Raw genomic sequence first — 14074 nt, forward strand, 5'->3', positions numbered from 1 at the left:
AAGCGATGTCAGGTCAGGCGCGGGGCACCGTCTCCATCGGGAAGATCATCACCGCGCCTTTGGGACCGCTCTTGTCGGCAAGCCGCATCACCGAGCGCGTCACCGGCGCCATGCCGATGTCGGCCAGCATGTCGGAAAAACCAGGCGTTCCCGATGCGGCACGCGTCACGGCGCGCACGCCTTCCTGGGCAAGAAAGCTCAGATCCTCTTTCTCGCTCTGCGGCGGCGCCTCGGTCAGCACGGCAATCATGCGCTCCATGCCGAAGCTGGTGTCGGTGAAGGCGAGCAGCCCTTCCTTCAGGCCCTGATCGGCCTGCTGGTTGATCGGCGCCAGCCGCTCGGCGACGATATGGGTGATCGAATAGTCGCTGCCGATGTAGAGCACGTTGATGTCGACGAACTCGTCGGACCCGTTCTTGGCCGCAATGTGTACCTGATCGCCCGGCGAAACGCGCGGCACCGTCGAGGATTCGATCGGCTCCAGCACATCGCTGTCCTGGCGCTTGATCAGGAACTGGACGCTGACCTCGTCCGGCCGGTAGTCGGACGCCGCGGCGAGCCGCGACAGGCCGGTGGCGCGGAAGATCGTGGTCAGGTTCTTGGCTGTGTTTTCCGCAAGCTTGTCGCGGCCATTCTGGTGGATGACGATGCGCGGCGGCTTGCTGCCGTCCTTCAAGCTGATGTCGCCGGACGCCGGCAGGAACCACAGCGCCGGTTCGTCGCTGGCGTTGGCGGCAGCGCCGTCCATGGATTTTTCGCGCAGCACCGCAAGCCGCAGATCGGCGCTCTTGCCGGGCTCGACCAGCGCGATGTGGAAGCCGGACTTCGGCTTCGCCACCAATTCGTCCAGAACCGAATTGACCAGCTCGGTTTCTTTATCGAGCCCTGCGGTCGGCGCCGGCTTTGCCACCAGCAGCTTGTAGTCGACTGCGAGTTCGGCAACGCGCGCATAGGCGCCGGCGGGCACCGCCGTCGGCGCAAGCGCCGGCTTGCCGTCGAATTCGACCGGTGCGAGCTGGCTTTCGAGGTTTTTTGCCAATTTCACTTCGAGATAGCCGACGGCGTCGGAGAGCTTCGACAGCGCCGAAGGCAAAATGGCGAGCTTGCTGCCGGGGGTCAGACCCTGCAGCAGCCCGGCGCCGATCGCGACATCGCCGTCCTTGACGGCAATCGGCCATTGCATGACGGCGTCGGTCTTGTCGGTGCCGAACACGCGGGCGTCCAGTTCGCCCTCGAACAGGGGCGTCGGCCTTGTGCGGCCGTCGGCCGAATATTGCTGCAGCACGGCCTGGCCGAGCTGGCGATAGGTGACGTTGGGGTTCTCGGCCAATTTCGACAGGATGGTGAAGGTGAACAGGCCGAAGCGCGGCGCGTCGGGCGTGCCCTTGGGCAGCGGCATTTCCGGCGTCGTCTCGACCGTCTGCGCGGCATAGAAGGCGACCAGCTTGCCCCTGGCGATCGGCTCTGCGCCGGTCGGCGTCAGGTTGAAGGCCGGCTTGCGGCCGCCATTCTCGTCGAAACCGCGCGATGCGCTTGCCGAGATGTCGTCATAGGCCTTCACCGCCGCTGCTCTCGCCGCGTTGTCGCCGCCGACGAGGTCGGCGAACTCGACCTTGCGCTCCAGTTCGTCATCGACTTCCGCGGCGCGCGTCGCGGTGCCCGAATGGCAGCAGTCGAACACCACCCAGACAAAGGCGCCCTTGTCGCGGATGGCGTCGAGTGCGGCGCCGACCTCGTTGTCGACCAGCGCGTTCGGCACGCCCTCTTCGCGGTTGATCCATTTGTCGATATCGGACGGCAGGAAAATCTCGTCGAGGCCGTCGGTCTCGTCACCGGCCTTGGCTTGCGGCTGCTGGGCGCCGTGGCCCGACAGATGCAGATAGACGAAATCGTCGCGTTGCACCTTGCCGGCGAGGTCGGCAAGGGCGGCCTTGATCGCCGCATGCGTCGGCGGGCCGTTGGCGCCTTCGACGTCCTTGGCGAGCAGGATCACATTCTCGGCCGAGAACTTCACCGGATCGGGCGTGTTCTTCAGGAGATAGTCGCGCACCAGGCCGGCATCGTTCTTCGGCCCGATCAGCCAGTTCTTCTGCGGCAGGTTCGGATAGTCGGTGCAGGCAACCAGCAGCGCGTGATAGGTGCGCGAGGCGGCGAGAGCGCGGAACGAAACCGTACCGGCAGCCACAAGCGCCGACGTGCCGACGAGCAGCGTCCGTCGTGTCAGTTTGATCATAATTGCTTCCCCAAGCCCGATCGAATTTGCAAGTGCGGCACCTTTCGTCGCGAATTTTGTCAGTATTTTGAATGTGGTCGGTGCCGTCAATCGGCGGTGGTGGTCATGGTGTCGATGGCGATAACGGAAACAGTGGCAAAAAGCCTGCTTCATCGCTATCTCAAGAGAATTGAGACCGTCGCATGGCAGAAATGATTTGCGAGCGGCGCTGGATCAAACAGATGGAACGTGATGTCGTCCGAGAACCGCTCCACACTTTTCGGCATCATGCTCTAAACGATCGGAAAACGGGATCATGGCGGCAAGGGATGTGCTGACGAAGAATCAGCTGAGCGTGCTCGAAAAGCTCGAGGCCGCCAGCGGACCGCTCAGCGCCTATACGCTTCTCGACCAGCTGCGCGAGCGCGGTTTCCGCGCGCCGCTACAGGTTTACCGGGCGCTCGACAGCCTGGTGAAGTCAGGCTTCGTGCACCGGTTGGAAAGCCTCAACTCCTTCGTCGCCTGCGCCGAACCGCACGACCATACGCATTCGATGACAGCCTTCGCTATCTGCGACACATGCGGGCAGGTGATGGAGATGTCCGACCATGACGTCGACCATCGGCTGGACGAATGGGTGCGCTCGACCGGGTTTGCTGCGAAGAAGGCGGTGATCGAGTTTCGAGGGACGTGTGCCAAGTGCCTGGCTGAGGCGGCTTAGCTTGCTTCCTACTTGAGCCGAGGCGGTGCGCTATTCTCGAATTCGTTCAAGAATGTCTCATAGACGACGCACCGCGTAGGCCCAGGTGTTAGCTGCTCCATAAGCAGGGGTTTCACCTCGTCGAGCCAAGATAATTTGCCAAGGCCAGACCCGATTTTTGGCAAGGCGATGGATTCTACCCGGTTTTTGTCGGCCCATTTCACAAGCCCGCGAACTGCTTTCCGTAAATAGGGAAGCGTGGCGTGATACATATCTGGCTGGGTTGCCAGATAAATGAAGCCCGGCCGATTGCCGTCTGGCTCCAATGTCCAGATATGACCGCCAATAAACCTGCCGGTCCGAGCATATTTCTTGAACGCAGCCTGCACATTCGGCCACTTTTTCGAAATCTTCAGCGCAAGTCCGGTGCCAAGGCCCTCTTGATTGCCCTCTGCCACGCCTTGAGCGATATAGCTTTCCTTGGCGGCCAGCAGGTCTCCCGTGACAAAGACAATCATCGCACCTTCAATGCGCCTCGTCCCAGTTGTTCGCCGCCCGCGCATCGACATGCAGCGGCACCGACATCGAGATGGCCGGCATCGGCGCGTTCTCCATCACCCTGCGCACCACGGGGATCGTCGCCTCGACTTCCGCTTCAACCGTCTCGAAGATCAATTCGTCATGCACCTGCAAGAGCATGCGGGCGGACAGGCCGGCCTTTTCCAGCGCCTCGTCCATATGCACCATGGCGCGGCGGATGATATCGGCAGCGGTGCCTTGCAGCCTGGCGTTGATCGAGGCGCGCTCGTTGAAGGCACGGATCGACGGGTTTGACGACCGGATCTCAGGATAGTGGATGCGGCGGCCGAAGATGGTTTCGACGAAGCCATGTTCGCGCGCATAGGCCTTTGTTGCCTCGATATAGTCGCGGATGCCGGGGAAACGCTCGAAATACTTCTTGATGTAGGCGCCGGCCTCCTCGCGCGGGATCGACAGCTGGTTGGCGAGCCCAAAGGCCGAGATGCCGTAGATGATGCCGAAATTGATCGCCTTGGCGCGGCGGCGCACTTCGGACGGCATGCCTTCGACCGGCACGTTGAACATTTCCGAGGCGGTGATGGCGTGGATGTCGGCGCCATCGGCGAAGGCCTGCTTCAACTGCGGGATCTCGGCGACGTGGGCAAGCACGCGCAGTTCGATCTGGCTGTAGTCGGCCGAGACCAGTTTCTGGCCCTTGTCGGCGATGAAGGCCGTCCTGATCTTGCGTCCCTCCGCGGTGCGCACCGGGATGTTCTGCAGATTGGGATCGGAGGAGGACAGCCGGCCCGTCGTCGTTGCGGCCAGCGCATAAGATGTGTGCACGCGCCTGGTGTCGGGATGGATGAAACCGGGCAGCGCGTCGGTGTAGGTCGATTTCAGCTTGGTCAGCTGACGCCAGTCGACGATCTTGCGCGGCAGTTCGTGGCCTTCGGCGGCGAGGTCTTCCAGAAGCTGCGCGGAGGTCGACCATTGCCCGGTCTTGGTCTTGGAGCCGCCGGGCAGGCCCATGCGGCCGAACAGGATGTCGCCGAGTTGCTTTGGCGACCCGATGTTGATGCGCTCGCCGACAAGGCCGTAGATTTCCTCTTCCAGCCGTGCCGCGCCTTGCGCCAGCTCGCCGGAGAGCCGCGACAGAATCTGGCGGTCGACGGAGATGCCGCGCTGCTCCATACGCGCCAGAACCGGCACCAGCGGACGCTCCAGCCGCTCATAGACCGAGACCAGGCCCTTGGCGGCCAGCCGCGGCTTCAGCACCTGCCATAGCCGCAGCGCTACGTCGGCATGGCCGGCGGCGTAGGCGGTCGCCCGGTCGATGTCGACCTGCTCGAACCCGACCGAGCTTCTGCCGGAACCGGCGAGATCCTTGAGCGGCGTCGTGGCATGGCCGAGCCATTTGTCGGCAAGCGAGGACAAAGTGTGGTGGCCGGTGCCGGCGTCGAGCACATAGGAAATCAACATCGTGTCGTCGAAGGGTGCGATATCGATGCCGTGGCGGCTCATGACGACGATGTCGTATTTGGCGTCCTGGGCGATCTTGAGCACCGATTTGTCTTCCAGCAGCGGCTTCAGCAGCGCCAGCGCCTCGCGGACCGGAATCTGGTTCTCCAGCGTGCCGCCGCCGAGCAGGTCGCCGGCGCCGCTCTTGTGGGCGAGCGGCACATAGGCGGCGCGGCCGGGGCCGATCGCCAGGGAGAAACCGATGAGGTCGGCCAGCATCGGATCGGAAGACGTGGTTTCGGTGTCGAAGGCGACGATCCCGGTCTCCTTGGCTTGGGCCAGCCAGGTCTTGAGCGTCGCCGTGTCGCGGATGGCGACATAGGCGGCGGGATCGATTTTGGCCGCAGCGGCCGTTTCCAGGCGAAGTGCGGCAAGCAGCGAAGGGGCGTCGCCGGCCCTGGCGGTTTCGGTTTTGGCTTCATCCTGTGTTGCCGCAGGCGCCGCTATGCCGGAACCGACATCGGGGCCGTGCGCGGTGTCGGCGCGCTCGACGGTGACGGCGACAGCCTGCACATCGCCGGCTTCGGTGCTGGTCGCTTCAGCAACGCGCCGGGTCAGCGAGGTGAATTCCATGGTTTTGAGAAAGCCGATCAGCTTCGGCCCATCCGGCGCATGCAGCACGAAATCGTCGAGCCCGTCGGTCACCGGCACGTCGTTCTTCAGCGTCACCAGCTGGCGCGATATGCGCGCCTTGTCGGCATTGGCGATGATGGATTCGCGCCTCTTGTCCTGCTTGATCTCGCTGGCCCGGACGAGCAGCCCGTCAAGGTCGCCGAACTGTTCCAGAAGCTGCGCCGCCGTTTTCGGCCCGATGCCGGGTACGCCCGGCACATTGTCGACGGAGTCGCCGGTCAGCGCCTGCAGGTCTATCATCTTTTCCGGCGGCACGCCCCATTTCTCGATGACTTCGGGGATGCCGATCTGGCGGTCCTTCATCGGGTCGTACATGCCGACCGTGGGTCCGACCAGCTGCATCAGATCCTTGTCAGAGGAGATGATAGTGGTGTCGCCGCCGGCCTCGCACGCCAGCCTGGCATAAGTGGCGATGAGGTCGTCGGCCTCGTAGCCTTCGATCTCGATGCAAGGCAGGTTGAAGGCCACGGTTGCCTGGCGGATCAGACCGAATTGCGGGATCAGGTCTTCGGGCGGTGCGTTGCGGTTGGCCTTGTATTCCGGGTAAAGATCATTGCGGAAGGTTTTCGACGAATAATCGAAAATGACCGCTAAATGCGTCGGCACGATGCCTACATCGGTGTTGCGGGCGTCCTGCATCAGCTTCCACAACATGTTGCAGAAGCCGGAGACCGCGCCGACCGGCAGCCCATCGGATTTGCGGGTCAGCGGCGGCAGCGCATGATAGGCGCGAAAGATGTAGCCGGAGCCGTCGATAAGGAAGAGATGGTCGCCTTTTTTCATGCCGGCAGGGATAGCGCGGCAGGACGGCGCGGTCCATGGCAAAGGCGGGCTTCCAACAGGTGTTGCGGCGACATGCTGACAGAGCCTGCCTGCCGATAGGTCCTGCTGCTGTTTGCCTCGGCGCTCACGGCTATGTTACAAAAGTGTAATTTTTGTGCCCTTGAAACGCCACGATCCGAGACACAAATAAAGGTCATCGGCAGTTTTCGCCGAGTCCGGAGCAAGGCCCGTCCCCCGCCTATCCCGGACAATTGCGGCAGCCTATCCCCCCTCTCCGGGCTGCCGCATCGTTTCGAGTAAAAGACCGCCGTGGTTCCCCTCCACCACGGCGGTTCTTTTTTGCCTTCTGACAAGTGTTTACGGTCCGTGGTCCAACGATCGCGGGCTTTTCGTTTTGATGCGCTGCCTTTACGGTCCCGGCACCGAAAAGAAAGGCCCGCAGTAATGTCCACCATTTCCTCCGTCCTCGACCGTCTCGACAAAAATCTCGACCAGAGCCTGGAGCGCCTGTTCGGCCTGCTCCGCATCAAGTCGATCTCCACCGATTCAGACTATGCCGCCGACTGCCGCAAGGCCGCCGAATGGCTGGTGGCGGACCTCAAGCTGATCGGCTTCGACGCTTCGGTGCGCGACACGCCGGGACACCCGATGGTGGTTGCGCACCATGAAGGCCCCGCCGGTTCGCCGCATGTGCTGTTTTATGGCCATTACGACGTGCAGCCGGTCGATCCGATCGAGCTTTGGGAGAACGACCCGTTTGCGCCGGCGGTCAAGGAGATCGAGCCCGGTCACAAGGTAATCACCGGCCGTGGCTCGGCCGACGACAAGGGGCAGCTGATGACCTTCGTCGAGGCCTGCCGCGCCTGGAAGCAGGTGCATGGCAATCTGCCCTGCCGCATCACCATCCTGTTCGAGGGCGAGGAGGAGTCCGGTTCGCCGTCGCTGAAGCCGTTCCTCGAGGCCAATGCCGATGAGCTCAAGGCCGATTTCGCTCTGGTCTGCGACACCGGCATGTGGGACCGCGAAACGCCGTCGATCTGCGTTTCGCTGCGCGGAATGGTCGGCGAGGAGGTCACCGTCAAGGCCGCCGATCGCGACCTGCATTCGGGCCTCTATGGCGGCGCCGCCGCCAACCCGATCCGCATCCTGGCGAAAATCCTCGCCGACATCCATGACGAGAACGGCCACATCACCATTCCCGGCTTCTATGACGGGGTCGAGGAAACGCCGTCGCAGATCCTGAAATCATGGGAAACTCTGGGCGAGACCGCCGAAACCTTCCTCGGACCGATCGGCCTCTCGATCCCGTCGGGCGAAAAAGGCCGCTCGGTGATGGAACTGACCTGGGCGCGGCCGACGGCCGAGTTCAACGGCATCATCGGCGGCTACACCGGCAAGGGGTTCAAGACGGTGATCGCGGCGGAAGCGTCGTCGAAAATCTCCTTCCGCCTCGTCCATAAGCAGGACCCCGAGAAGATCCGCGCCGCGTTCCGGGAATTCGTCAAGGCGCGCATTCCCAGGGACTGTTCGGTCGAATTCCACCCGCATGGCGGCGGGCCGGCAATTCAGCTTTCCTACGACTCGCCATTCCTGGCCAAGGCCAAGACTGCGCTGTCGGATGAATGGCCGAAGCCAGCGGTGACGACCGGCAGCGGAGGCTCGATACCGGTGGTCGGCGACTTCCAGACCTATCTCGGCATGGAATCGCTGCTGGTCGGGTTCGGGCTCGACGACGACCGCATCCACTCGCCCAACGAGAAATACGAGCTGACCTCCTTCCACAAGGGCCAGCGCTCCTGGGCGCGCATTCTCGATGCGCTGACGCGCTGAGGAGGCTGGGAAGTTTTCTTGTTGATTTTTCAGCGGATCGCGGCGAGGACGAGTTACGCCGCGATCCGGAGACAACTATGCCCGACATCCGCTTCCACAAGAACGATCTGCCCGACCTCGCCCACTACAATGTCGACGCGGTGGCCATCGATACCGAGACGCTGGGGTTGAACCCGCACCGCGACCGGCTTTGCGTGGTGCAGATCTCGCCCGGCGATGGCTCGGCCGACGTGATCCAGATCGCGCCCGGCCAGAAGAAAGCGCCGAACCTCGTCAGCCTGCTCCGCAACCGCGGCATATCGAAACTGTTCCACTACGGCCGTTTCGACCTCGCCGTGCTGTACAATGCCTTCGGCGTCATGCCGGAGCCGGTGTTCTGCACCAAGATCGCCTCGCGGCTGACCCGCACCTATACCGACCGGCACGGCTTGAAGGACATCTGCTTCGAACTGCTTGGCGTCGGCCTGTCGAAGGCGCAGCAATCGTCGGACTGGGCGGCCGAGACCCTGTCGCCCGAACAGCTCGAATATGCCGCTTCCGACGTTCTCTATCTGCACCGTCTGCGCGAGGTGCTGGCTGGACGCCTGGCGCGGGACGGGCGCACCAAGGAAGCCGACGCCTGCTTCCGCTTCCTGCCGACGCGTGCCAAGCTCGATTTGATGGGTTGGGACGAAGAGGATATTTTTGCCCACAGCTGATGGCCTTCGGATAACGCTTCCGGCAGCCTTGCAACCAGACACGCGTCGTGGCGTTCTGTCGACTCAATGAGGGGGATGACGTGGCAGACCGCAAACCGATAGCGACCGCCCCGACGGATGGATCCAAGGTCACTGTTCTGTGGAAGGACGGCGCCGGCGTCGTCAGCGAATCCGTCGGGCAATATCGCGACGGCGCCTGGTGGGTCTACACCGACAGCGATACCCAGAAAAAGGTCGACCCGACCAGCTGGCGGCCAGTCTCCAGCGACGATGACGACGATCAATGAGCGCCGCTGGCGGGTGCAACTGCTTTCGCATAGCCTGAAGTCCTTGATATCGAGGCCGATTCGGGGTCTTCCGCTCCGTAGCCTCTCTTCCTGGAGGAACGCGTCATGGGCATCGAAAGCCTTCTCATCTTCATCATCATCGGCGCCATTGCCGGCTGGCTCGCCGGCCTCATCGTCTCGGGCTTCGGCTTCGGCCTGATCGGCAACATCGTCGTCGGCATTATCGGCGCCCTCATCGCCGGCTGGCTATTTCCAAGGCTCGGCTTCGCTATCGGAGGCGGCATTCTGGCTGCCATCATCAACGCAACGATCGGCGCCGTCATCCTGCTGGTGCTGGTCAAGGTTCTGAAGCGAGCGTGACGCTCGAAGTTTTTACTGAACGCAATTCCTCAGCGGAAAGCCTGCGCTTTCCTGGGATTGCTCCAAAAGGAGCGCGCCGTGAAACAGAACACTCTCTATCTCCTTGTCGGCGCGCTCGTTGTCGTGGTCATCGCGCTCGGTGCATATGTCTATCACGAACAGACTAAGCCCAAGGGCGTCGAACTGAAGATCGACGACAAGGGCATTTCGATCCAGCAGAATTGAAATATTCGGGGTAGCCAGGGCCTCTGCCTTTTGCGGCAGACAGGCCGCGAGGATGCGCCTTTCGGACCCAGTTGGCGGCAGCGGATTTTAGAAATTCTTAAGGAATCTGAAAAGGGTGCATAAACCCTGCTTTAACGCGCCCTTAAACCGCCGCATCTACCCTCCAACCCGAGCGCCATTGACACCGGGAAGACAGCGCAACGCATGGCGAACCGCAGAGATAGTCGCATCGAACCCAGCTTCGAGGGATCGCCAAAGGCGAAATCCGCGGCCGGTTTCTCGGTGAACGAGGAGGATCGCGTCGTGCCGGGCAATCGCAAATCCTCCACGGCGCGCAAAACCTCCAGAGCAAAATCATCCTCACGCGGCCGGCGCGGCAAACCCCGGCGCGGGCTGTTCGGCGTGATGGCCCGGATGTTCTACTGGTGCTTCGTGCTCTGCATCTGGGGCGGCATCGCGGTGGCCGGCATTGTCGTCTATTACGGCGCCAAGATGCCGGCGGCGACCACCTGGTCCATCCCCGACCGTGCCCCCAACATCAAGATCGTCTCGGTCGACGGGCAACTGCTTGCCAACCGTGGCATGAGCGGCGGGGAGGCGGTCGGCCTGCACGAAATGTCGCCTTATATTTCCGAAGCCGTCATCGCCATCGAGGACCGCCGCTTCTATTCGCATTTCGGCATCGACCCGATCGGCCTGTCGCGCGCCATGGTGACCAATGTTCTGGGCCGGCGTTTCTCGCAGGGCGGCTCGACGCTGACCCAGCAGCTGGCCAAGAACCTGTTCCTGAAGCCCGACCGCACGCTGGAGCGCAAGGTGCAGGAAGTGCTGCTGTCGCTCTGGCTGGAGCACAAGCATAACAAGGACCAGATCCTCGAAATGTACCTCAACCGGGTTTATTTCGGCTCCGGCGCCTATGGCGTCGAGGCGGCCTCGCGTCGCTATTTCGGCAAGAGCGCACGCGATGTCACTCTGTCGGAGGCGGCCCTTCTCGCCGGCCTCTTGAAGGCGCCGTCGCGACTGTCGCCGGCGCGGGATCCGAAGGCGGCGGAGGAGCGCTCGCAACTGGTGCTGGCCGCCATGCGCGACGAAGGCAAGATCAGCGCCAAGGAACTGGCCTCGGCGATGAGCGCGCCGGCAACGCGCGCGCCATCCTATTGGACCGGCTCGGAAAACTATGTCGCCGACACCATCATGGAAGAATTGCCCGATTTGATTGGTGACGTGCGCAGCGACATCGTCGTCGACACCACCGTCGACCTCAACCTGCAGAAGCTCGCCGAACAGTCGATCCGCCGGCTGATCGACGAGAGCGGCAAGAAGCTCAATGTCAGCCAAGGCGCGCTGGTCTCGATCGACAATTCCGGCGCCGTGCGCGCCATGGTCGGCGGCTACGACTATTCGACCAGCCAGTTCGACCGCGCCTCCGAAGCACGCCGCCAGCCGGGCTCGGCGTTCAAGCCGTTCGTCTATATGGCCGCGCTGGAAGCCGGCCGCACGCCCGACAGCGTGCGCAACGACGCACCGATCAAGATCGGCAAGTGGACACCGGACAATTACGGCGGCAAGTATTTCGGCAAGGTGACGTTGGCGACCGCTTTGGCGAAGTCGCTGAATTCCGTCGCGGCACAGCTGACCATGGAGGTCGGCCCCGACGCGGTGGTCGAGGCGGCGCACCGCATGGGCATCCAATCCGATCTGATCGCCAACACTTCGATCGCGCTCGGCACTTCGGAAGTGACGCCGCTGGAGCTGACATCGGCCTATGTGCCGTTCGCCAATGGCGGCTACAAGCCCGACATCCATTTCATCCGCCGCATCACCACGACCGAAGGCAAGGTGCTCTATGACGACAATGGCGGCAGCGCGCCGCGCGTCGTCAAGCAGAACATTGTCGGCATGATGAACTCGATGATGACCGGCACGGTCGAGATCGGCACGGCCAGGAAGGCGGCCTTCGCCTGGCCGTCGGCCGGCAAGACCGGAACCAGCCAGAATTCGCGCGACGCCTGGTTCGTCGGCTACACCGCAAACCTCACCACCGGCGTGTGGTTCGGCAATGATGACGGCACGCCGATGAAGAAGGTCACCGGTGGCGCGCTGCCGGCACAGGCCTGGCACGAGTTCATGGTGGCCGCGCATGAAGGTGTGCCGGTCCGGCCGCTGCCCGGCACCTGGAAGTCGACGCCGCCCGACACCATCGTGCCCGACGATATTCCGTCAGTCGATAACAATCAGGCGGCGCCGTTGCCTGCCGTGGCCGTCAGCCGTTCTGAGCCTGCCGCCGCGCCGGCACCTGCTGCTGTACCCGCACAAGCACCGGTCCGCCGTCCGGCCGAAACCGTCGATGCCGACGGTTTCAACATGCCGGGCGACGGCGGCACCACGGCCTCGATCAAGCATCCGGTACCGCCGGGCAGCGTCGGCGGCCCCACCAAGAAGCGGAAAACCTCAATCCTGGATATTCTCGGCGGCGGCTGAGCGACTCGTCATTCTGGCTTCAAACCAATGGCGAGCTGGCAATCCGTTCCTCATATGAGAGCTGCGGTGACAATTCGGCCTCTCGCCACCTCCGCGGCATTCGGCTACATCTCCGGCCGGAGTGACAGACATGGCTGAGACCGACACCAGAAAAACCATCGTGCTGACCGGAGCCAGCCGCGGCATCGGCCATGCTACGGTCAAGCGCTTTTCGCGTGAGGGCTGGCGGGTCATCACCTGTTCGCGCCAGGCTTTTGCCGAGGATTGCCCGTGGCCAGCCGGCCCAGAGGACCACATCAAGGTCGATCTCGCCGACCAGGAGGATGTCGGCATCGCCGTCTCGGAGATCCGTCACCGGCTGGAAGCGCATGGCGGGCAATTGCACGCGCTGGTCAACAATGCCGGCATTTCGCCGAAGCTCAAGGACGGCAACAGCCGCATGGATTCGATCGACACGCCGATGCATGTCTGGCGCGATGTGTTCCAGGTGAATTTCTTCGCGCCGATCATGCTCGCGCGTGGTCTCTTCAAGGAGCTTGCGGCAGCAAAAGGTTCGATCGTCAACGTCACCTCGATCGCCGGCACGCGCGTGCATCCTTTCGCCGGCACCGCCTATGCGACCTCGAAGGCGGCGCTCGGTTCGCTGACGCGCGAGATGGCGCATGATTTCGGCCCGCACGGTATCCGCGTCAATGCGATTGCGCCGGGCGAGATCGACACCGCGATCCTGTCGCCGGGCACCGACAAGATCGTCGAGACGATCCCACTCAGGCGCCTTGGCGCCACCTCGGAAGTCGCCGACATCATCTTCTTCCTGTGCTCGCAGCAGGCGTCCTATGTGACGGGCTCGGAAATCCACATCAATGGCGGCCAGCACGTCTGAGCACTGAAAGACTGCTCATTCGGCGATGGTGAGAACAGCCTTGCCGCTGAAGCTGCGCTGGCGCAGGGCCTCCAGGGCCTGGGTGATGTCTGTCCACGGCACGGTCATGGACACACGGGTTTCCAGCCGGCCAGCCGCGACCAGAGCGAGCAGCGAGGCGATGTCCGCGCCAATTGCTGGACCGGATGTGTAGTAGGCGAAAGTCTGAAGCCTCGCTCCCTCATGGCCCGGAACGAACTGTCTGAAGCTAACCGGCGTGAGTTCGCCGCTGCTCGAACCGAACATGACGATGGTGCCGCCGGGGGCGACGCGTTCGATGGCATGGGCGAGGCTTTGGCCGCCGACCGACTCGGTGATCAGAGAGAATGGCCCTTCGGCCAGTTCGATCGACTCGGCGAGTTCGTGAGCACCAAGACCGCGGAGATCCTCGGCGTGCCGGGCGGCGGCGATTGCAGTCACCGCGGCGCCTTGCTCGCGGGCGATCTGGATCTGGAAACGGCCGACCGCGCCGCTGGCGCCGGTGATCAACACCTGCTGTCCCGCGAGGTCGCCGCCATGGCGCAAGACCCTGAGCGCCGTCGTGCCCGCGACCGGAAGCGTGGCGGCGGACCCGAAGCTGACCTCGTCCGGGACGACGGCGAGACGGTCGGTCGGAAGGGCGACCCGTTCGGCCCAGCCGGCCTCGTCGACCAAAGCCACAACCCGGGCGCCGACGGCAGGCCCGGAGCCATCGGCTGCCGCCCGCTTGATCACTCCAACCACGTCCTGGCCAGGTATCCAGCCTTCCGGGCGTATGGTGAGCAGGCGCAGTTCACCGCGGTTCAACGAGGTAGCGTGGACTGAGACAAGCGCTTCGTTGGGGAGGGGCCGAGGGTCCTCGACCTCGGCAAGACTGATCCGGGTAGTGCTGTCGGGAGAGATGACAAGCGCGCGCATGGGAAGCCT

Annotated in this window: 12 protein-coding genes; 8 read left to right on the forward strand and 4 right to left on the reverse strand. The window is 63.2% G+C overall.

What is annotated here, in order from left to right; all coding sequences use genetic code 11:
* Nucleotides 1-13 precede the first annotated feature (13 nt).
* Entirely contained in the window at nucleotides 14-2233 is a 2220-nt protein-coding gene (locus NKI46_RS16595) for a caspase family protein (protein ID WP_023747030.1), read from the reverse strand.
* A 295-nt stretch (nucleotides 2234-2528) separates the two neighbouring features.
* Between NKI46_RS16595 and NKI46_RS16600 the strand changes: the two genes are divergently transcribed.
* On the forward strand, nucleotides 2529-2933 hold the full coding sequence (locus NKI46_RS16600; RefSeq protein WP_023669789.1) for a Fur family transcriptional regulator: 405 nt from the start codon (nucleotides 2529-2531) through the stop codon (nucleotides 2931-2933).
* 8 nt (nucleotides 2934-2941) lie between these two features.
* Here the strand turns inward: NKI46_RS16600 and NKI46_RS16605 are convergent, their stop codons facing one another.
* On the reverse strand, nucleotides 2942-3430 hold the full coding sequence (locus tag NKI46_RS16605) for a macro domain-containing protein (protein ID WP_352747009.1): 489 nt from the start codon (nucleotides 3428-3430) through the stop codon (nucleotides 2942-2944).
* A 7-nt stretch (nucleotides 3431-3437) separates the two neighbouring features.
* Complete coding sequence (gene polA / locus NKI46_RS16610) at nucleotides 3438-6365, reverse strand: DNA polymerase I (RefSeq protein WP_352747068.1); 2928 nt, start codon at nucleotides 6363-6365, stop codon at nucleotides 3438-3440.
* Between the two features lie 444 nt (nucleotides 6366-6809).
* Here polA and NKI46_RS16615 point away from each other — a divergent pair, with 444 nt between their 5' ends.
* The 7 genes from NKI46_RS16615 to NKI46_RS16645 all read left to right on the forward strand — a co-directional run bounded on the left by NKI46_RS16615 (nucleotide 6810) and on the right by NKI46_RS16645 (nucleotide 13129).
* A complete protein-coding gene (locus NKI46_RS16615) occupies nucleotides 6810-8195 on the forward strand; it encodes a M20/M25/M40 family metallo-hydrolase (protein WP_023686593.1) in 1386 nt (461 codons plus the stop codon).
* Between the two features lie 77 nt (nucleotides 8196-8272).
* Nucleotides 8273-8893: a ribonuclease D gene (locus tag NKI46_RS16620; protein ID WP_023698188.1), complete on the forward strand. Its 621-nt coding sequence runs from the start codon at nucleotides 8273-8275 to the stop codon at nucleotides 8891-8893.
* 80 nt (nucleotides 8894-8973) lie between these two features.
* A complete protein-coding gene (locus tag NKI46_RS16625; protein WP_023683046.1) occupies nucleotides 8974-9180 on the forward strand; it encodes a hypothetical protein in 207 nt (68 codons plus the stop codon).
* A gap of 105 nt (nucleotides 9181-9285) precedes the next feature.
* Nucleotides 9286-9540 (forward strand): GlsB/YeaQ/YmgE family stress response membrane protein, encoded by a 255-nt coding sequence (locus NKI46_RS16630; protein ID WP_023683047.1) that lies wholly within the window; start codon nucleotides 9286-9288, stop codon nucleotides 9538-9540.
* Between the two features lie 78 nt (nucleotides 9541-9618).
* The gene (locus tag NKI46_RS16635) at nucleotides 9619-9765 is read left to right on the forward strand and encodes a hypothetical protein (RefSeq protein WP_023686592.1); all 147 of its coding nucleotides are present in this window, start codon (nucleotides 9619-9621) and stop codon (nucleotides 9763-9765) included.
* A gap of 204 nt (nucleotides 9766-9969) precedes the next feature.
* The gene (locus NKI46_RS16640; RefSeq protein WP_352747012.1) at nucleotides 9970-12246 is read left to right on the forward strand and encodes a transglycosylase domain-containing protein; all 2277 of its coding nucleotides are present in this window, start codon (nucleotides 9970-9972) and stop codon (nucleotides 12244-12246) included.
* 130 nt (nucleotides 12247-12376) lie between these two features.
* Nucleotides 12377-13129, forward strand: coding sequence for an SDR family NAD(P)-dependent oxidoreductase (locus NKI46_RS16645; RefSeq protein WP_023669777.1), 753 nt, complete (start codon nucleotides 12377-12379; stop codon nucleotides 13127-13129).
* A gap of 15 nt (nucleotides 13130-13144) precedes the next feature.
* Here NKI46_RS16645 and NKI46_RS16650 read toward each other — a convergent pair whose 3' ends face one another.
* The gene (locus NKI46_RS16650; protein ID WP_352460457.1) at nucleotides 13145-14065 is read right to left on the reverse strand and encodes a zinc-binding dehydrogenase; all 921 of its coding nucleotides are present in this window, start codon (nucleotides 14063-14065) and stop codon (nucleotides 13145-13147) included.
* Between the last annotated feature and the right edge of the window lie 9 nt (nucleotides 14066-14074).

This window comes from Mesorhizobium sp. M0615 (assembly GCF_040320805.1).
In the GTDB taxonomy this organism is placed as follows: domain Bacteria; phylum Pseudomonadota; class Alphaproteobacteria; order Rhizobiales; family Rhizobiaceae; genus Mesorhizobium.

Excerpts from the sequence above, each read along its gene's own strand:
- NKI46_RS16595 (WP_023747030.1), bottom strand. The coding sequence starts at position 2,233 with ATGATCAAACTGACACGACGGACGCTGCTCGTCGGCACGTCGGCGCTT.
- NKI46_RS16600 (WP_023669789.1), top strand. The coding sequence starts at position 2,529 with ATGGCGGCAAGGGATGTGCTGACGAAGAATCAGCTGAGCGTGCTCGAA.
- NKI46_RS16605 (WP_352747009.1), bottom strand. The coding sequence starts at position 3,430 with ATGATTGTCTTTGTCACGGGAGACCTGCTGGCCGCCAAGGAAAGCTAT.
- polA (WP_352747068.1), bottom strand. The coding sequence starts at position 6,365 with ATGAAAAAAGGCGACCATCTCTTCCTTATCGACGGCTCCGGCTACATC.
- NKI46_RS16615 (WP_023686593.1), top strand. The coding sequence starts at position 6,810 with ATGTCCACCATTTCCTCCGTCCTCGACCGTCTCGACAAAAATCTCGAC.
- NKI46_RS16620 (WP_023698188.1), top strand. The coding sequence starts at position 8,273 with ATGCCCGACATCCGCTTCCACAAGAACGATCTGCCCGACCTCGCCCAC.
- NKI46_RS16630 (WP_023683047.1), top strand. The coding sequence starts at position 9,286 with ATGGGCATCGAAAGCCTTCTCATCTTCATCATCATCGGCGCCATTGCC.
- NKI46_RS16640 (WP_352747012.1), top strand. The coding sequence starts at position 9,970 with ATGGCGAACCGCAGAGATAGTCGCATCGAACCCAGCTTCGAGGGATCG.
- NKI46_RS16645 (WP_023669777.1), top strand. The coding sequence starts at position 12,377 with ATGGCTGAGACCGACACCAGAAAAACCATCGTGCTGACCGGAGCCAGC.
- NKI46_RS16650 (WP_352460457.1), bottom strand. The coding sequence starts at position 14,065 with ATGCGCGCGCTTGTCATCTCTCCCGACAGCACTACCCGGATCAGTCTT.